Source organism: Elizabethkingia miricola (assembly GCF_001675285.1).
Taxonomy (GTDB): Bacteria; Bacteroidota; Bacteroidia; order Flavobacteriales; family Weeksellaceae; genus Elizabethkingia; species Elizabethkingia miricola.
In genome coordinates this window covers 444,917-463,260 of record NZ_LSGQ01000003.1, presented here as the reverse complement: position 1 = coordinate 463,260, position 18,344 = coordinate 444,917, and the positions used below count along the sequence as shown (strand labels likewise).

The following is an 18,344-nucleotide window of genomic DNA, read 5'->3' as shown; positions in this document are numbered from 1 at the left end:
TTAGTTTCTTCTTCCGTTTAATTTACTAAGTTGTTCTGTTAGTTCTTCCAAAATATCTTCTTGTTTTGACGATGCTCCCGCAAGCGATTCAGCGGTTTTGGTTAAAGCATCAGTGTATTTGCCTAAATAAGTTTCAAGACTTTCTCTAACTGTTGTTTGATAACCTTTTAGTCCCGTATCAAGGTCTGCAAATACTTTTAACAATCCTTTTTCAATAATTTCAAACTTTTGTGCATAATCGGCAGAAACTCCTTTTGCTGTTTCTAATGATTTCTGAATTTCGCCGATTGTATTTGAGTTGTTCTGTAAAAAATGATTAGAATATTTTGAAAATTCATTTTGAGATTCTCCAAATCTACTTGATGAAGTATTAATTTCCTGTGACACATTTCTGAAAACAGAAATAACTTTATCCAATTCTGTTTGAGCTTGATTAAGTTTTGAAATACTTCCGTTTACTTCGGTGGACAGTCCTTTCATTTTTTCAATACTTGTATTGAAAGCACTCAAAAGGTTTTCTGAAACTTGAAGATTTTTAGATTGTTCAGTAAGTAAAGTTTGTTGTCCTGATTGTAAATCTTCGACTTTGCTTCGGAGAATTTCGCTCATACCCTCAACTTGTTTTCTCATTTGGTTGGTAGATTCTTCCGATTGAGAAAGTGTTTGTTTAGAAATTTGCTGTACCACCCCTTGCAGTCCTCTAAAATTCTCATTGAGGTTTTCTGTCATATTCTGCAATTTGGTTGGGAAGTCGGCTAACGAACCGCCTGCTTGTCCTAGCAAACCTGCCAAACGTTCCATTTCATTTTTGGTATCTCCACTCATTGAAGTTTTAAATTCTTCAATCATTTTACCCATAGATTCCTGTAATTCCTTTACAATATTTTGCGTCATATCTGTTGCAGGATCTTTCAGTTTGTTGCCCAAACTTTCAATTTCTGCTTTTACTAATTTCAATTCAGCTACCACACCTTCGGTTGGATTATTTAAAATTTGTTCAAAACCTGCTGAAATGGTCAATGCCAAATCAGAAGAAAATGTTTGTAATGAAGTTGATTGCTTTTGTGATTCCTTGTAAATATCTCGAAATATATTTCCTGGTTTAATTGTATTTCCGTTTTCATCAGTAGAAGCAAAGTTGTTTCTTAGTTCTTTAATTGCTTCAATTAAATTATTGATTGCTTGAGTTTCTTCACTTAAAACTCCTTTCTCATTTTTGTTTTTAATAAAAGAAATTCGTTTTGAAAAAATTATGGAAAGAGCAATTCCAAAAATCGAAGCAAAAAAAGCAGTTTTTAATCCCTTTAGTAATGTTGGAATACTTTTTTCTATGTCTTCTGGATTAAAGAACCAAAGCCCATAAGCAATACCGCCAAATGTTCCTAAAATCCCAATAGTAGTAAACATTGAAGGAATTAACTCCAAATCGTTTTGGTTCACTTGTGAGTAATCTTTCTTCGCTGTGTTAAGAACGTAGATTCCATAAATTAGATATGAAATCAGCCCTATTGCTATAATTATTTCAACTATGTTCATCTGTCATCAATATTTTTAAGTGCTTCGTTAATAATTGCTTCGCTTGTGGTTACTATTCTAAATTCAACCCTTCTTGATTTGTCGTTGTCAATCGGTTGTTTGCTATCAAAAGAAAGTTTGTAATCTTTATCAACAGTCCGACCATAAGATAAACCGTTTGCAGTAAGCCAATATTGCAATCTTTGTTGTTCGGTTGGTTGCAAATTTTTAAAGCAATTTTGCGAACGAAGAAACGCTAATACATTTCTTCCTCTGTCTTGTGAAAGTTTCATATTGTCAATGTACGGGTCGCTTGTTAAGCCTATTGGCTTCGTGTCGGTATGTCCTTCAATTCTTATTTCTGCAATTTTATCTTTGTATTTGTCTTGCAAAACGACTGAAAGATATTTTGGTAGAAACTCGTTTAAGATTGTTTGGAAGTATGGTGTTATTTCAGATTTTCCTGTCGGGAAAAGCACTTGTGGGTTTGTAAATTTTATGGAAAGGTCATTGTCGAGTTTTAAGTTCCATTTTGCAAAATCATTTTTAAATGCTTGATTTAACTCGTTGTACAATGCTATTTTTGATTCTTCGTAGTTTTTGAATATTTGATTTTGCTCCTTTTGGCGTTTTTCCATTAATGCCATATATGAAATAGACATAAACAGAAAAATGACCATTAAAACGGTCATAAGGTCGGCTAACGGAATCCAATGGCTTTCTTTCTTTGTTCCTGACATTACTATTGTGATACTAAGTCTGTTTTATAAATATTTTCAATTAATTTCCATAATTTTTATGTTCAGAAAATTAACTTCTAAAGTTAATCAATTCATCTGTTATAGAAATACGGTTTTCCGTAAAATTGAGCAGCATTCAATATTGGCGATTGGTAAAAATGAAAATGTATTAGTTACCTACCTGTTTTTTCGGTATACTAAATTTTCTAATTACACTGCTTACAGTCGAAGGATTAGCATTGAATTTAGAACTAACTTCAGAAAGTGTATAGCAATCACCAATTGCATAGTCTAATTTTTCAGGTTCTGTTTCTTTTTCTATAGGTAATTCAACAGCCGTAAATAATACTTCCAAATCTACTCATCGTAATCCAGTCAATCTTACTCCCAGATTGACACCAGTTATCATTCCCTTTTTTAATAGTCTGTGCAATGTATCTTTTGAAATTCCATACATTACCTTTGCTTCAGCTACTAAAATAAATTCCCGGGTTGAGCTTCCGCAATTTTATTTAAATACTTTTTTAAAGGTGTTTCTGTTTTCCTCCTTTTCTAATTTCTTTCGTTCCTTCCCTGCTTTATTAGCGCAAGAAATACTACAAAAACGAGTTGTAACTGTCTTTGCTTCAAATGGTCTAGAGCAGTACTCACATACCCTCGGTATTTTTAATTTACTAAACCCCATTATGAAATAACATCCTGTATATTACCGGTTTTTTTAGTTCTGAAATAAAATAAAGCGTACATTACATCCGCTTAGTTCGCGGTACAAATATGATACAAAAACATGATAAAATTTAATTAAAATCAAACACTAACTAAAATTACTATATCAAAAAAAACCGCTGTAAACATTACATTTACAGCGGTTTTTTATTGTTTATTATTGACTACTCAATAATTATTTTACTTCTTCGAAGTCAGCGTCCTGTACATCTTCTGCACCACCACCTGCATTTTGCTGAGCACCAGCCTGCGGGTTAGCTTGTTGTTGTGCATACATCTCTTCAGATGCCGCCATCCATGCTGCGTCTAAAGCTTCAGTTTTAGCTTTAACAGCTTCAGTATCTTTAGCTTCGAATGCAGTTTTAAGTTCTGCAGCTGCAGTTTCAATTGCAGATTTTTTGTCAGCAGAAAGCTTTTCACCAAACTCTTTCAGTTGCTTTTCGGTCTGGAAGATTAATCCATCAGCCTTGTTGAATACTTCAACTTCTTCTTTTTTCTTAGCATCAGCAGAAGCATTTTCCTGAGCTTCTTTTTTCATTCTTTCGATTTCGTCATCGGAAAGACCTGAAGATGCCTGAATTTTGATAGACTGCTCTTTACCAGTTCCTTTATCTTTAGCAGATACACTTAAAATACCATTAGCATCGATATCGAAAGTTACTTCGATCTGAGGAACTCCTCTTTGTGCTGGTGGAATATCTGTTAATTCGAATCTACCAATTTCTTTGTTATCGTTGAACATTGGTCTTTCCCCCTGTCCTACTCTGATAGTTACTGCCGGCTGATTGTCGGATGCAGTAGAGAATACCTCAGATTTTTTAGTTGGGATAGTTGTGTTCGCCTCAATTAATTTAGTGAAAACAGACCCCATAGTTTCGATACCTAAAGAAAGAGGAGTTACGTCAAGAAGTAATACATCTTTTACGTCACCTGTTAATACACCACCCTGAATTGCAGCACCAACAGCTACTACTTCATCCGGGTTAACACCTTTAGAAGGTTTCTTACCAAAGAATTTCTCTACTTCTTCCTGGATAATAGGAATACGTGTAGAACCACCTACTAAGATTACTTCGTCGATTTCAGAAGTTGAAAGTCCTGCATCCTGAAGAGCTTTTTTACAAGGCTCCATAGAACGTCTTACAAGGTCAGCAGATAATTGCTCGAACTTAGCTCTTGTTAAAGTTTTAACCAAGTGCTTAGGACCTGTAGCCGTTGCAGTAATATATGGTAAGTTAATCTCTGTCTGAGAAGAAGAAGATAACTCGATTTTAGCTTTTTCAGCAGCTTCTTTTAAACGTTGAAGGGCGATAGCATCAGATTTAAGATCTACACCTTCTTCAGCTTTGAATTCATCTGCCATCCAGTTAATGATTACATCATCGAAGTCATCACCACCAAGGTGAGTATCACCGTTTGTAGATAATACCTCGAATACACCATCACCTAAGTCAAGGATAGAGATATCGAAAGTACCACCACCAAGGTCATATACAGCAATCTTCTGATCTTTGTGGCTCTTATCTAACCCATAAGCCAAAGCAGCTGCTGTAGGCTCGTTGATAATTCTTTCCACTTTAAGACCTGCGATTTCTCCAGCCTCTTTAGTAGCCTGTCTTTGTGCATCGTTAAAGTAAGCAGGAACAGTAATTACAGCTCTTGTTACTTCCTGGCCAAGGTAATCCTCAGCTGTTTTCTTCATTTTCTGAAGAATCATTGCTGAAATTTCCTGTGGCGTATATTCTCTGTCGTCAATTTTTACTTTTACAGTATCGTTTGGTCCGCTTACGACTTTGTAAGGAACTCTTGATATTTCAGAACCATCATCTTTAAAGTGAGTTCCGATGAATCTTTTGATAGAATAAACTGTATTTACCGGGTTGGTTACAGCTTGTCTTTTTGCAGGATCACCTACTTTTCTTTCACCATCTTCGGTGAAAGCAACGATCGAAGGAGTCGTTCTTTTACCTTCTGCATTAGGAATAACAACAGGGTCTTTCCCTTCCATTACGGCAACACAAGAGTTGGTTGTTCCTAAGTCAATTCCGATTATTTTGCTCATAATTAGTATTTTTTATTTCTTGAAATTTAATATTGATATTTGACTGCTATTTCTCAATATCTGTACCAATGGAAATTTTATGACAAATTGGCACAATACTTCTCCAAACAGCGCTAAACACACAGAAATTTTTATATTAATTTTCATTAAAGTGACATTAAAAAGGCTTATCTTTAACTACTTTTGAAGCACAAATATTACATATGCCACAGTTTAATGCCAGAGACATATCATGGTTATCCTTTAATGCCAGAGTACTACAGGAAGCCGCAGACCCGCAGGTTCCTTTACCTTTAAGAATTAAATTTCTGGGAATTTTCTCTAACAACCTGGACGAATTTTTCCGGGTTCGTGTTGCCGGGCTAAAACGGGCTATGGAAATGAAATCCAAAATCACTGCGGAGTCTTTTTTCGAGGAACCTCAGAAGATTTTGGACAAGATTAATAAACTGGTTATACAGCAACAGGACGATTTTAATATTATCTGGGAAAAGATCCAGAAGGAAATGGCAGAACAAAATGTCTTTATCCGCACCAATTCTGATCTTAACTTCCAACAACGGGCTTTTGTCCGAAACTACTTTGATGAAGATGTTGAATCGAATGTTATTCCGATCCTGCTGGACGAGAAGAAACCTATGCCTTTCCTGCGTGACAAAAGTTTATACATAGGTATTGCCATGTGGAATAAGAATGACAAAAAGCAAAAGCATTTTGCCATTATTGAGGTTCCTTCGCGTGCCATTGGAAGATTCACTATTCTGCCTTCCACCAACGGCGAAACAAATGTTATCCTGCTGGAAGATGTTATTATAGAAAACCTACCCTATATCTTCTCCTATTTTGGTTATGACGAATTCAGTGCTCATTGCTTCAAAGTAACCAAAGATGCAGAATTTGATCTGGACAATGACGTAAGAACCAGCTTTGTAGAAAAAATAGAAAAAGGCTTAAAAAACAGGAGAAAAGGAAAACCTACACGTTTTGTTTTCGATAAAAATATAGATCCGCAATTACTGGACTTTTTAACTAAAAAATTAAGTTTAACTAAGAAAGACAGTATGATACCAGGAGAGAAGATCCACAACTTTAAACACTTTATGGATTTTCCGGATGTCTTCAAAAATTATGTAAAACCCATAGAAAGAACATCTTTCATCCATCCTGATTTTGATAATAAAAGCAGAGTTACAGATGTTATTTTAAAGAAAGATGTTTTACTTAACTTCCCTTATCACTCGTTTGTATCGGTTATCGATCTTTTACGGGAAGCTGCTATGGACCCTGATGTTACCACCATTCATATCACAGCTTACCGCCTGGCTTCCAATTCCAAAATCGCCAATGCATTGATTAATGCGGTAAGAAACGGAAAAGAAGTAACCGTGATGCTGGAATTACGTGCCCGTTTTGACGAGGAAGCTAATATCTTCTGGAAAGAAAGACTGGAAGAAGAGGGTGTAAAAGTACTGGTAGGAATCCCCAATAAGAAAGTTCATGCCAAATTGTGCATTATAAAAAAACGTGTTCATAACAAAATGACACAATATGGCTTTATAAGCACCGGAAACTTTAATGAGAAAACTGCCAGAGTATATGGTGACAATATGCTGATGACCAGCAATAGTACTATAATGGCTGATATCAACAGAGTTTTCAGCTTACTGAAGAAGCCAAAACAAGATCCTGTTCTTGCATTAGAGAAATGTAAAACACTAATGGTATGTCCGCAGCATATGCGGAATAAAATAGTTTTTTATATTGACAAAGAGATAGAAGAAGCGATTGCTGGCAGAAAAGCCGAAATCATTGTTAAAGTAAATTCACTGAGCGATAAAGAGCTTATTAAAAAGCTATATGAAGCTGCAGAAGCGGGTGTTACAATTAAATTAATTGTCCGTGGAATATACTGTGCCGTGAATCAAAAAACCTTCAAAAAGAAAATTCATGCTATAAGTATTGTTGATGAGTACCTGGAACATTCCAGAATTATGTATTTTTACCACGGCGGAAAAGAACTTATGTACATTTCTTCTGCCGACTGGATGACGCGTAACCTGGATTACAGGATTGAGGCTGCGGTAAGAATTAACAATAAAGATCTGAAAAAAGAACTTAAAGAAATTCTGAACATACAGTTGCATGATAATGTAAAAGCCCGTGATATTGGTAAAAACCTAAAAAATCAGTATTACGAAAACGATAGAAAACCTTTCCGCTCCCAAATAGAAATTTATAACTATTTAAAACATAAAGCAGAAAATGAGGCTAGCAGCAATTGATATTGGAAGTAATGCAGCAAGACTTCTGATTAATGAAGTGGTGGAAAATGAAAATGGCCAGGCAGAATTTACAAAACTAAACCTCCTGAGGGTTCCGTTGAGGCTTGGTATGGATGTTTTTAAGATAGGCGAAATTGGCCCTGAAAGAGAAAAAATGGTCATCCGCTCTATGAAAGTATTTCATGACCTGATGGAAATTTATAATGTAGAACACTACAGAGCTTGTGCTACAAGTGCTATGCGCGATGCTAAAAATGGCAAGCATATTATAGATACGGTAAAGAAAGAAGCCAATATTAATATCGAAATAATATCCGGAGACGAGGAAGCTACACTAATCTATGAAAACCATGTTGCTGAAAATATGGATCATAATTTTGGTTATCTGTATATCGATGTTGGTGGTGGTAGTACCGAGCTTACCTATTATGAAAACAAAAAGCTTAAGTATAAAAAATCTTTTAATATCGGAACTATCCGTATCCTGAATAACCTTGTAAAAGAGGAAAGCTGGGAAGAAATGAGATCCGAAATCAAAAATGAAATTTTTGGTAAAAAACCTATTGTAGCTATTGGCTCCGGAGGAAATATCAACAAAATATTTTCGATGAGTAAAACCAAGGATGGTAAACCAATGTCTGCAAACCTATTGAAGATTTATTATAAAGAAGCCGCACCGCTTAGTGTACAGGAAAGGATGATTAAATACAACGTCCGTGAAGACCGTGCCGATGTAATGGTTCCGGCATTGGAAATATTCAATAAAATTATGCTCTGGGGAGAAATTAAACAGATCTATGTACCGAAGATTTCGGTTGCGGATGGTTTAATCCACTCTCTTTACAATAAAATAAAAAAGAAGCGCTGATAATATCAGCGCTTCTTTTTTGTAAAATATCAATATTGTTGGGGTTATTAAAACTTATAATTTAATTGTACTCCAAAGTTTCTTGGCTGAATTTGATCGATGTAACCACCTCTGAAATAAGAGCTGTACCCAACAGAGTCGAAGATATTATTAAAGAATACTCTTACACCTACTCCATTTTTCAGTGCGTAACCTACCTGAGCATCTACAGTAGTATATTCTGGCATATCAAATGGTCTAGCACCTGGCTGCACACTATTTACGTGTCCAGCAGTGAAGGTTTTCTGAGTCCATTCATCAACTGGTCTTTTTCCTACATAATAGATACCGGCACCAACATCAAGTCCATCCAAGATCCCTTGATTAAACTTGTAGTTTAACCATGCATTTGCAGTATGTTTTGGTGAGTTCATCGGAGCAGAACCATTTACGTAAGCAGGGCTATCTTCATATTGAGCATCTAAATAAGCCCAACCAGACATAATCTGTAAATTTGGCAAGATTCGTCCAATTAGTTCAACTTCAAGTCCTTTTCTTCTAAGATTTCCGGCAAGGCCATATAATGTATTTTTATTAGTATCAATAACCGGGTTATAATTTGAGTCAAGAATCTGGTAAGCCAAATTATCTGTTTTAATATCAAATAAAGTAACATTGAACCTTAACTTCTCATTAAACCAGTCTGATTTAATTCCTGCTTCCCATTGTGCTGTTTTAGATGGACCTACAGTACCACCAGTCTGTAATACATTGTTAGCAGACCTTAATGATGTTGTTGTGGTATACGATCCGAAAACGTTAACATTTTCCAATGGAGAGACAATCAATCCAAAAGATGGATTCCATGTAGCAACATCATTCTTTGTAGAACCATTTAACCTGCTGTATCTGATTCCTAAGTGTGCCTTCACATATTTACCGAATGACATTACATCCTGAGCCATTAATCCCATTGTAGGAGTTTTAACTTCAGCAGTTCTGAGGTGTTTGTAAACAACATTTACAGGAAGTGCATTAGAAATATCTCCTAGTACATTAATTACATCTAATGGATTATCATAGATAACTTTATTTGTATCTGGGTCACGACGTGTACCTATAAAATTATTCGAAGCAATAGAGTTTTTGTATGCTTCAAAGGACTTAGTTGTAACTGTTGTTTCTTTCCAGTCAAAACCTACCTGGAAGGTATGCTTAATAAAGCCAGTCTGTACATCTTGTCCGATGAAGTCAAACTGAAATACTTTATTCACATCTTCACCCATACTCTTACCATAGTAACGCTTTCTTTCATTCCATTTCGTACCATTTGGTGCAATAGACATTGCCTGGCTATCAGTATTATTAACTGAATTAATGAAAGCTGCTCTCACTTTAAATTTATCATTGATCTTTCTGTCAATGCTTGTCATAAAGTTGTAAGATTCGGTTTTTGCACGATCTGCATCATATCCTAAGAATTTACCCTTTGGCATAGTATATAAAGCTTCAGTACTTCCGTCTGCCAGGTTAACGGTACCTCTGTCCGGAGTTCTTCTGTCATTCATATAATCCATTTCCACTGTAATATCCGTCATTTTATCCGGACGGAAAGTGATGGATGGATTTACATATATTCTTTCACCTTTTACATGAGATCTGAAAGAGTTATTATTCTGATATGCTCCGTTAAATCTTATTGCGACTTTACCTTCGTTGTCTAAAACTCTCTGAAAATCTACAGTAGGACGGTAGAAATCCCAGCTGCCATAACGGAAACCAACGTTGGTTCTGTTAACAAACTGAGGTCTTTTTGTTACTACATTAATAACACCACCTGCTGCCCCAAGCCCGTCTCCGATACCTTGTGTTACAGCTGCAGAACCTTTAATCACCTGAATACTTTCTACACCCTGCATATCAGTCATCATACCAGCAGTACGGAAGTCAGAGTCTAATAAAACTCCGTTCTTTAGTACTGGTACACCTCTGTATCCACGAATAGACATACTTTCACTTCCGCCACCATAGCTTGAGAATAAAGTAACTCCCGGAACATTTTTCGCAACATCAATTAGAGATAAACCTCCTAAAGTTTCAATTGCTTTATATGAAATCACTGAAATACTCTGAATCTGATCTCTGGTCTTTAGAGGCAATCTTGTAATTACTTCCAGACCTTCAGGCTGCTTCTTTCTTTCACCGAAAAGTTCAACCTGCTCAATCTCCTTATGCTTGTTAGAAGACAGCGTATCCGTCTTTTTAGTCTGCGCATTAACCATCAATCCGCCAAGAACGAAAAATGAAGTAGTAATGTATTTATTCATATAGTGTTAATTTGCTGCAAAGTTATTTTTAATTATTCTAATTAGCAACATGATAAGACTCATGAAAAAAACCTCCCGTTTGGGAGGTTTTAAAAAAATTTATTCTGATAATATATTAATCTATATTAATAACTTCAACAATTTCAGGAACGTGCTGTTTAATTGTATTCTCTACACCCAGTTTCAGTGTTGAAGTATTGATATGACATGATGAGCAATTACCTAGCAGACGTACTATTACAGTATTCTCCTTTACATCAATCAATTCAATATCACCACCATCTTTATTTAAAAACGGGCGAATTTCTTCTAAGGCTTCCATTACTTTTGTTACCGTCTCGATGTGTTTAGTCTCACTCATATTTCAACTTATTTTTTGGGCGAGCAACCCGCCATTGTTGTTATTTTTACTGCTTCCGTTGGTGGAAGATTTTCATTTCTTTCTACAAGGCTCTCAATCATATTCTGAGCCGTTTTGGTATAAATATCAGCTATTCCGGTATTTTCCTGTAATGCTACCGGACGGCCTACATCACCAGCTTCACGAATACTCTGGATCAACGGAATCTCCCCTAATACAGGAATTCCAAGATCTTCGGCTAAGTTTTTAGCACCTTCTTTTCCGAAAATATAATACTTATTCTCTGGTAATTCTTCGGGTGTAAAATACGCCATATTTTCTATTAATCCAAGCACCGGAATATTAATGCTGTCCATTTGGAACATTCCGATTCCTTTTCTAACATCTGCAAGTGCAACGTGCTGAGGTGTACTTACAATTACCGCTCCTGTTACCGGAACTTCCTGAATAATTGAAAGGTGGATATCTCCTGTTCCCGGAGGAAGGTCTAATAACAAGAAATCCAATTCTCCCCATGCAGCATCACGTAACATCTGGTTAAGTGCTTTTGCAGCCATTGGGCCTCTCCAAACCACGGCCTGATTAGCTCCTGAGAAATATCCTATTGATAAAAGTTTTACACCATAGCTCTCAATTGGCTTCATCAGATTTCTACCGTTTTCTTCAACAGAAACTGGTTTTGCACCTACAGTATCAAACATAGTCGGCACAGATGGTCCATAGATATCAGCATCTAATAAACCTACTGAAAATCCCATTTTTGCTAAAGTTACTGCCATATTTGCAGCTACAGTAGATTTTCCTACTCCACCTTTACCAGATGCAATAGCAATAATATTTTTAATCCCCGGAATTTGTTTTCCTTTTATCTGATTTTGTTGTACTTCACTAGCCTCCGGAGATTCAATTTTCAGTTTTAAAACTATATCTTCTCCAAAGTGGCTTGTAAAAGCCTGCTTCATTGCAACCTCCAGTTTTTTCTTTTCGTGCATTGCCGGAGAATGAGCTACCATATCTATAAAAACACTGTCACCCATTATCTGGATATTCTTCACAAGATCGTCTACCTCAACTTCTTTTAAGAAATCCTGAACAGCTTCCTTTTTAATCATAATTATTCTAAATAAATTACAAATTTACGCATTTATTTACAGAATCTCAGATGATAGAGATCATTTCATCTATAGCTAATATTTATAATCTTTATCTATCGGATTTAACACAAAATTAGTACAGATCGAAGGCGATTTACAACTAACTTTTAGTTAATTTTGATACAAACAATCACCCAAATATGGAAAACACAGCTTACATATTAAATTTCCTGAAGCAACTTTCTCAGAATAATAACCGCGAATGGTTTACAGAAAACAAACCACAGTATCAGCAAGCACACGAATATTTTATAAGTCTTGTTGAACTGGTAATTGCTGAGCTGGCAAAAACAGAACCGGAAATGGAAAGACTGGATCCTAAAAAATGTGTTTTCCGTATCTATAGAGACACCCGATTTTCAAAAGATAAAACACCCTATAAAACAAATTTTGGAGCGTCCTTTTTTATGGGACAAAGCAAAGGAATTGGTGAAGCTGGATACTATATGCATTTTGAGCCTGGTAAATCTTTTATTGCTGCCGGACTCTACCAGCCCAATTCTGATGTTCTGAAAAAATTCCGAAAGGAAATCAGCTATAACAAAGAAGAATTTCTGAGTATTATAGAAAAACCGGTATTCAAAAAAAGTTTTAAAATTGAAGGTGAAAAACTAAAAAAAATTCCACAGGGATTTGAAAAAGACGATCCTATGGCTGAATATCTTAAACACAAAGAAATGATTTTGATTCACTCTTTTGAAGATACCGAAATTACTTCACCAAAATTTGTGCAGGAAATTGGTAAACTGTTCAAAATCGCTTTACCTTTCAACCAGTTTGTAAAGGAAAGTACAGAATACAATTAATATGAAATTCTCATTTATTACAAGCATATCTTTAGTTTTTTTATTGTCCGGACAGTCATGTGCCCAGAAAGCTCAAAGTAAAAGCTTACAACACAATGTGGATAACAATTCTTCTCAGCGTATTGCCCGCCTTATAGATGCCAAAACATGGAATAAGCTATTCCCTAACAGAAATAATATTCAGGGAAAGGACAGCAAGCATCAGGATTTCTATTCTTATCAAGCTTTTATAAAAGCCGCAGCACATTTCCCCACCTTTCTAAATGAAGGTTCTGTTGAAGACCAAAAAAGAGAACTTGCTGCTTTTTTGGCTAACATTGCACAGGAAACCAGTGGCGGATGGAGCGATGCTCCGGGCGGATATTTCGCATGGGGACTTTATTTTATAGAAGAAAACAATAAGGGAAACGGGAACAATTATACCGATATTTCCAAAACAGCTTATCCACCAACTGAAGGACAGGCATACTATGGTCGTGGTCCCAAACAGCTTAGCTGGAATTATAATTACGGACAATTTAGCGAAGCATGGTTTGGTGATAAAAATGTACTCTTAAAAAATCCAGGACTTTTAGCACAGGACAATGTACTGTCTTTTGCTTCAGCAATCTGGTTTTGGATGACAGCCCAGGCTCCGAAGCCATCTTGTCACGATGTAATGACCGGCAAATGGAAACCTACAGAAAAAGATATAGAAAGTGGAAGAGTTTCCGGATTCGGAACAACTGTTAACATCATTAACGGTGGCATCGAATGCGGACAGGGAAAAACATTACCCAAAACCCAATACAGGTATGAATATTACCAATATTTCTGTAAATATTTTGGTGTGAAACCTGGCGAAAATATCACCTGCAGTAATCAAAAACCTTTTGGAACATAACCAAAATGAACAAAAAAGGATAAGAAATCCTTTCGAAGTTAATATCTGGATAAGAAATAAAAAAAGCTGCATCAAAATCTGATGCAGCTTTTTTATGATAAGCAATCAGCAATTACTTGCTGTAAGCTTCTATAGTATTATTAATCATTTCGATTTGCTTATGCAGTTCCGCATTTTTCGGATCAGCTTTCAATACTCCCATTTTTGTATTAAGTCCGGCTTTCAGCATATTCACAATCATCATCTTTGCCTGTGGATTTTCTCCTACCTGGCTTTTCGCTAAACCTAAAACTTTTGTAAGGCGTTTAGTCGCTTCTGTATTATCCGACCCCATAATCCAGTTATAAGCATCTTCTGCTGCCTTACCCTCTTCAGGATCCTGCATCTTTATGAAAGGATAAAATGCTGCTGTCTCTGCTATTGCAGGCATTTGTTTTGTTATTTTATTTTTAACAATAATAGGTAACAATGTAGAGATTAAACCTTCACTTGCATTATTCAGATCAATTTTATCCGCATAAGCAACTATTTTCTCTGGCGCTACAGTTGCCAATGCTGCTAATGAATTTCCGCTAACGGCGTTAGAAACTACAGTAATTCCTTTTTCATATAAGGACTGATATTTTTTATCCTTTGTTTTAGCCAATGCAGCAATTGCTTCTCCTTGTACCAATGTCTTAGGATCATTCGCAGCCAATTTCTCTACTTCAGCAAGTGCTAATTTTGCCTGATTAGGCTTAGACAGGTCTAATCCGTTTAAAGCTTTCATTCTTACTCTGAAGAAAGGATCTTTTAGTGCAGCCAATAATGTTTTCAGTGCAGCGTCGTTCTTATCTGCACTTTTAGCAGCTTCCTGAACAGCTTTGTAACGGCTGTAGAATTCCTTAGAACCCTGGTACTGTAACAAATATTGTTCTGGTGTTTTAGTTTCTGTAATTGCAGATAACAAAATACCATCTGCATTTATATTTACTAAATCAGGACTTTTGGATGAAGGAAATGTAAATGAATTATTTGCTTTAGCATCTACCCATACATTCTGGCGTACTGGTTTACCATTATCATACACATCTATAGCCAGTGGGAATTGGAACAAAGGTGACTGTGACTGATTGATTGTAACAGTTACCTGCTTCTTAACAGGCTCATAGTTGTAGTTGTAAGATAATTTCGGGTGACCGTTTGAGAAATACCACTGATTAAAGAACCAGTTAAGATCTTTTCCACTCACTTTTTCCAATGAAAGACGCAATTGATGAGCTTCTCCATTTCCGTACTCATTTGTTTTCAGATAATCTGTCAGCCCTTGTCTGAAAGCATCTTCACCAAGATAATTGCGAAGCATATGAAGAATTCCGCCACCTTTCTGATAAGTTACCAGATCGAAAACATCTTCTTTATCAGCATAATTGAAGCGTACTAAATTTTTAGAATAATCATTTGGATTATGCAGATAATTGCCCACATCCTTCATAAGATGGTAGTCAGCCAAATCTTTACCATACTTATGTTCAAACCACAAATATTCAGAATAGTTGGCAAAAGATTCGTTTACAGTAAGATTACTCCAGCTTTCAGCCGTTACCAAATCCCCAAACCAATGGTGAAATAATTCGTGAGCGATTGTAGATTCCCAGCTATTTTCATCAGCTAATTGACCCGGCTTTTGCTGTACAGCATCTCCATGTAAAGTAGCCGTTGTATTTTCCATAGCACCACTTACATAGTCACGTCCGGATATCTGAGCATATTTAGCCCATGGATAATCATAATTAAGATATTTTGAATAGAACTCCATCATCTCCGGAGTATTACCATAGATTTGCTTAGCATATGGTTCATATTCTTTCTCGATATAATAGTCTACCGGAATATTTCTCCACTTATCTTTTACAACTGCATAATCCCCGACACCCATAAAAAATAAATAAGGAGAATGTCTCTTTTCCATTACCCAATGGTCGGTACGTAGGTTGTTTCCTTCTTTTTTAGATTCTTTCAGGATTCCGTTGGATAATGTAACATATTTATCCGGAACAGTCATATAAATCTCCTGAGTTGTTTTTTGGTTGGTTTTATCTATTGTAGGGAACCACGCAGAAGAAGATTCCGTTTCTCCCTGTGTCCATATTTGCGTTGGTTTATCCGCTTCTTTTCCCTGAGCATTGATAAAGTACAAACCTTTAGCATCACTAATTGCTGAGCTTCCTCTTTGCTTTACTTCACCAGGACGGGCTGTATATTTGATATATACTGTATAGTCCTGATTTTTGTTATAGGTTTTATCCAGATTAATTTTCAGGATATCATTTTTATAATCAAATTTCAGAGGAGTCTTACTACCGCCTTTATCCAAAGCCACTTCGTGAATAAGCATAGCTTTAGCATTCAGAACTAAAGAGTCTGTAGCATAAAAATAAGGTGAGGCTGTAAGCCATTCTTCACCATTCATTTGCTCTTTCTGATAGTCGAAATTTACTTTTAGTTTAGTATGTTTCAGCTCCGTCATTTTTGTATGGGCAGCTCTATAAACACCATCTCTTCCGGATGTTTCTGTCTGGCCAAATGCCATATTTGCATTTAAAAGCGTTCCTAAAAACAGGGCTGCAATAAAGATCTTTTTCATTTTACATTGAATTTACAAAGGGTATACTTTAGCGGATTTGTCTTTAAACAAAGGGAAAAGTTACAAAAAAAGTGAGAACAAGTCTCACTTTTTTTATTTATTTTAAATAGCAACAGGTGCTTTAATACCTGGGTGTGGATCATAATTCAACAATTCGAAATCCTCAAATTTAAAATCAAAGATATCTTTTACATCAGGATTTATCTTCATTACCGGCAAAGGTTTCGGATCACGCGCCAGCTGTCTGTTTACCTGTTCAAAGTGATTGTTATAGATGTGTACATCTCCGAAGCTATGTACATAATCGCCAACCTGAAGCCCCGTAACCTGTGCTACCATCATTAATAGCAAGGCATAACTTGCAATATTAAAAGGAACTCCCAGGAAAACATCGGCACTTCTCTGGTACAGCTGCAAAGACAGCTTTCCATCCGCTACATAAAACTGAAACATTGCATGACAAGGTGCCAATGCCATATTCGGAATTTCTGCAACATTCCATGCAGAAACAATAAGTCTGCGGGAATCAGGATTCTTTTTAATCTGATCAATTACTTCGGATATCTGGTCTACAACTTTATTATCTGCTCCTCGCCAGCTTCTCCACTGAGCACCATATACCGGCCCAAGATCACCATTCTCATCTGCCCATTCATCCCATATGGAAACACCATTGTCCTTAAGGTACTTAATGTTTGTATCTCCCTTCAGAAACCAAAGCAATTCATAGATAATGGATTTAAGGTGAACCTTTTTAGTAGTTACTAATGGAAAACCTTTAGACAGGTCATAACGCAGCTGATACCCGAATAAACTTCTGGTTCCTGTGCCTGTTCTGTCTGTTTTATCTGATCCGTTATCTAAAATATCCTGAAGTAAATGAAGGTAGTTTTGCATGTTGGGTAGCGTAAAAATTACTGTCAACAAATATAGAAATTACTCCCTACATCTCAAAAATTAATGTCTTTGACTATAGCTGTTACATTTATTGATTTCATCTAAAAATCGTAATTTTGCACCACTTATGGTAAAAATTGGTAACATAGAACTTCCTGACTTCCCGCTGCTTTTAGCTCCGATGGAAGATGTTTCGGATCCTCCTTTCCGCAGACTCTGCAAAATGCATGGTGCGGATCTTATGTATTCTGAATTCATTTCCTCCGAAGGATTGATCAGAGACGCGATAAAGAGTCGAAAAAAATTAGATATTTTCGATTATGAAAGGCCTGTAGGTATCCAGATATTTGGAGGAGATGAAGAGGCGATGGCAATGTCTGCCAGAATTGTAGAAACTGTAGAACCGGATCTTGTAGACATTAACTTTGGTTGTCCGGTAAAAAAAGTAGTTTGTAAAGGTGCAGGTGCAGGAGTATTAAAAGATATTGATCTGATGGTACGCCTTACCAAGGCTGTTGTAAATTCTACCCACCTACCCGTAACAGTGAAAACAAGACTAGGCTGGGATACGGAATCTATTAACATTGACGAGGTAGCGGAAAGATTGCAGGAGACCGGTATTAAGGCACTGACGATCCACGCCAGAACACGTGCACAGATGTATAAAGGTGAGGCTGACTGGAACCATATTTCCCGTATAAAAAATAATCCGAATATTGAGATTCCAATTTTTGGAAACGGAGATATCGATTCACCGGAGAAAGCCTTAGAATATAAGCAGAAATACGATTGCGACGGTATTATGATAGGCCGTGGTGCTATCGGATACCCTTGGATATTCAATGAAATCAAACATTTCTTCCAGACAGGTGAAAACCTGCCTAAACCAACTGTAAAAGACAGGCTTCTCGCAGTACAGCAACATGCAGAATGGTCTGTAGAGTGGAAAGGAGAAAGACCCGGTCTAGTAGAGATGCGCCAACATTATAATAACTATTTCAAAGGGATCCCCCATTTTAAAGAATTAAAATCCAGATTCCTTCAGGCATTGACACTCCCTGAACTTAATGAACTTATTAATGAGGCTAAGAATCAGTTTGAAAATGTTGAAATCTGAT

General features: G+C 36.3%; 14 protein-coding genes. 5 read left to right on the top strand and 9 right to left on the bottom strand.

Annotation, left to right across the window (positions count from 1 at the left end):
* From ATE49_RS05045 to dnaK, 4 genes are all read right to left on the bottom strand, one after another.
* Entirely contained in the window at positions 1-1,536 is a 1,536-nt protein-coding gene (locus ATE49_RS05045) for a rhoptry family protein (RefSeq protein ID WP_065081287.1), read from the bottom strand.
* Positions 1,533-2,255 (bottom strand): OmpA/MotB family protein, encoded by a 723-nt coding sequence (locus ATE49_RS05040; protein ID WP_065081286.1) that lies wholly within the window; start codon positions 2,253-2,255, stop codon positions 1,533-1,535. Before ATE49_RS05040 ends, ATE49_RS05045 begins: the two co-directional genes overlap by 4 nt.
* 169 nt (positions 2,256-2,424) lie before the next feature.
* Positions 2,425-2,610, bottom strand: coding sequence for a hypothetical protein (locus ATE49_RS20490; protein ID WP_260255571.1), 186 nt, complete (start codon positions 2,608-2,610; stop codon positions 2,425-2,427).
* A 546-nt stretch (positions 2,611-3,156) separates the two neighbouring features.
* Positions 3,157-5,043, bottom strand: a complete 1,887-nt coding sequence (dnaK, locus tag ATE49_RS05030) for a molecular chaperone DnaK (RefSeq protein ID WP_059343702.1) — start codon at positions 5,041-5,043, stop codon at positions 3,157-3,159.
* A gap of 203 nt (positions 5,044-5,246) precedes the next feature.
* On the opposite strand from dnaK, the gene ppk1 reads away from it, so the two are divergent.
* Both ppk1 and ATE49_RS05020 read left to right on the top strand, forming a co-directional pair.
* Positions 5,247-7,325, top strand: a complete 2,079-nt coding sequence (gene ppk1 / locus ATE49_RS05025) for a polyphosphate kinase 1 (protein ID WP_065081285.1) — start codon at positions 5,247-5,249, stop codon at positions 7,323-7,325.
* A complete protein-coding gene (locus ATE49_RS05020; protein WP_065081284.1) occupies positions 7,306-8,193 on the top strand; it encodes a Ppx/GppA phosphatase family protein in 888 nt (295 codons plus the stop codon). Before ppk1 ends, ATE49_RS05020 begins: the two co-directional genes overlap by 20 nt.
* Positions 8,194-8,240: 47 nt before the next feature.
* Here the strand turns inward: ATE49_RS05020 and ATE49_RS05015 are convergent, their stop codons facing one another.
* The 3 genes from ATE49_RS05015 to ATE49_RS05005 form a co-directional block, all read right to left on the bottom strand.
* Positions 8,241-10,499, bottom strand: a complete 2,259-nt coding sequence (locus ATE49_RS05015; RefSeq protein ID WP_065081283.1) for a TonB-dependent siderophore receptor — start codon at positions 10,497-10,499, stop codon at positions 8,241-8,243.
* Between the two features lie 115 nt (positions 10,500-10,614).
* Entirely contained in the window at positions 10,615-10,860 is a 246-nt protein-coding gene (locus ATE49_RS05010) for a NifU family protein (protein ID WP_009087823.1), read from the bottom strand.
* Between the two features lie 8 nt (positions 10,861-10,868).
* A complete protein-coding gene (locus ATE49_RS05005) occupies positions 10,869-11,972 on the bottom strand; it encodes an Mrp/NBP35 family ATP-binding protein (protein ID WP_059154245.1) in 1,104 nt (367 codons plus the stop codon).
* Positions 11,973-12,154: 182 nt separating this feature from the next.
* Here ATE49_RS05005 and ATE49_RS05000 point away from each other — a divergent pair, with 182 nt between their 5' ends.
* Complete coding sequence (locus ATE49_RS05000) at positions 12,155-12,820, top strand: DUF2461 domain-containing protein (protein ID WP_065081282.1); 666 nt, start codon at positions 12,155-12,157, stop codon at positions 12,818-12,820.
* A gap of 1 nt (position 12,821) precedes the next feature.
* Positions 12,822-13,703: a chitinase gene (locus tag ATE49_RS04995; RefSeq protein WP_065081281.1), complete on the top strand. Its 882-nt coding sequence runs from the start codon at positions 12,822-12,824 to the stop codon at positions 13,701-13,703.
* 112 nt (positions 13,704-13,815) lie between these two features.
* On the opposite strand, the gene ATE49_RS04990 is transcribed toward ATE49_RS04995, so the two are convergent.
* The gene (locus tag ATE49_RS04990; protein WP_065081280.1) at positions 13,816-16,329 is read right to left on the bottom strand and encodes a M1 family aminopeptidase; all 2,514 of its coding nucleotides are present in this window, start codon (positions 16,327-16,329) and stop codon (positions 13,816-13,818) included.
* 102 nt (positions 16,330-16,431) lie between these two features.
* The gene (locus tag ATE49_RS04985; RefSeq protein ID WP_059343696.1) at positions 16,432-17,226 is read right to left on the bottom strand and encodes a thymidylate synthase; all 795 of its coding nucleotides are present in this window, start codon (positions 17,224-17,226) and stop codon (positions 16,432-16,434) included.
* Between the two features lie 127 nt (positions 17,227-17,353).
* Here ATE49_RS04985 and dusB point away from each other — a divergent pair, with 127 nt between their 5' ends.
* A complete protein-coding gene (dusB, locus tag ATE49_RS04980; protein WP_059343695.1) occupies positions 17,354-18,343 on the top strand; it encodes a tRNA dihydrouridine synthase DusB in 990 nt (329 codons plus the stop codon).
* Position 18,344: the final 1 nt, after the last annotated feature.

Bases quoted from the DNA above. Each gene is read 5' to 3' on its own strand.
- ATE49_RS05010 (WP_009087823.1), bottom strand. From the start codon at position 10,860: ATGAGTGAGACTAAACACATCGAGACGGTAACAAAAGTAATGGAAGCC.
- ATE49_RS04985 (WP_059343696.1), bottom strand. From the start codon at position 17,226: ATGCAAAACTACCTTCATTTACTTCAGGATATTTTAGATAACGGATCA.
- ATE49_RS05015 (WP_065081283.1), bottom strand. From the start codon at position 10,499: ATGAATAAATACATTACTACTTCATTTTTCGTTCTTGGCGGATTGATG.
- ATE49_RS05040 (WP_065081286.1), bottom strand. From the start codon at position 2,255: ATGTCAGGAACAAAGAAAGAAAGCCATTGGATTCCGTTAGCCGACCTT.
- ATE49_RS05005 (WP_059154245.1), bottom strand. From the start codon at position 11,972: ATGATTAAAAAGGAAGCTGTTCAGGATTTCTTAAAAGAAGTTGAGGTA.
- dusB (WP_059343695.1), top strand. From the start codon at position 17,354: ATGGTAAAAATTGGTAACATAGAACTTCCTGACTTCCCGCTGCTTTTA.
- ATE49_RS05020 (WP_065081284.1), top strand. From the start codon at position 7,306: ATGAGGCTAGCAGCAATTGATATTGGAAGTAATGCAGCAAGACTTCTG.
- ATE49_RS05000 (WP_065081282.1), top strand. From the start codon at position 12,155: ATGGAAAACACAGCTTACATATTAAATTTCCTGAAGCAACTTTCTCAG.
- ATE49_RS04990 (WP_065081280.1), bottom strand. From the start codon at position 16,329: ATGAAAAAGATCTTTATTGCAGCCCTGTTTTTAGGAACGCTTTTAAAT.
- ATE49_RS05045 (WP_065081287.1), bottom strand. From the start codon at position 1,536: ATGAACATAGTTGAAATAATTATAGCAATAGGGCTGATTTCATATCTA.
- ppk1 (WP_065081285.1), top strand. From the start codon at position 5,247: ATGCCACAGTTTAATGCCAGAGACATATCATGGTTATCCTTTAATGCC.
- dnaK (WP_059343702.1), bottom strand. From the start codon at position 5,043: ATGAGCAAAATAATCGGAATTGACTTAGGAACAACCAACTCTTGTGTT.
- ATE49_RS04995 (WP_065081281.1), top strand. From the start codon at position 12,822: ATGAAATTCTCATTTATTACAAGCATATCTTTAGTTTTTTTATTGTCC.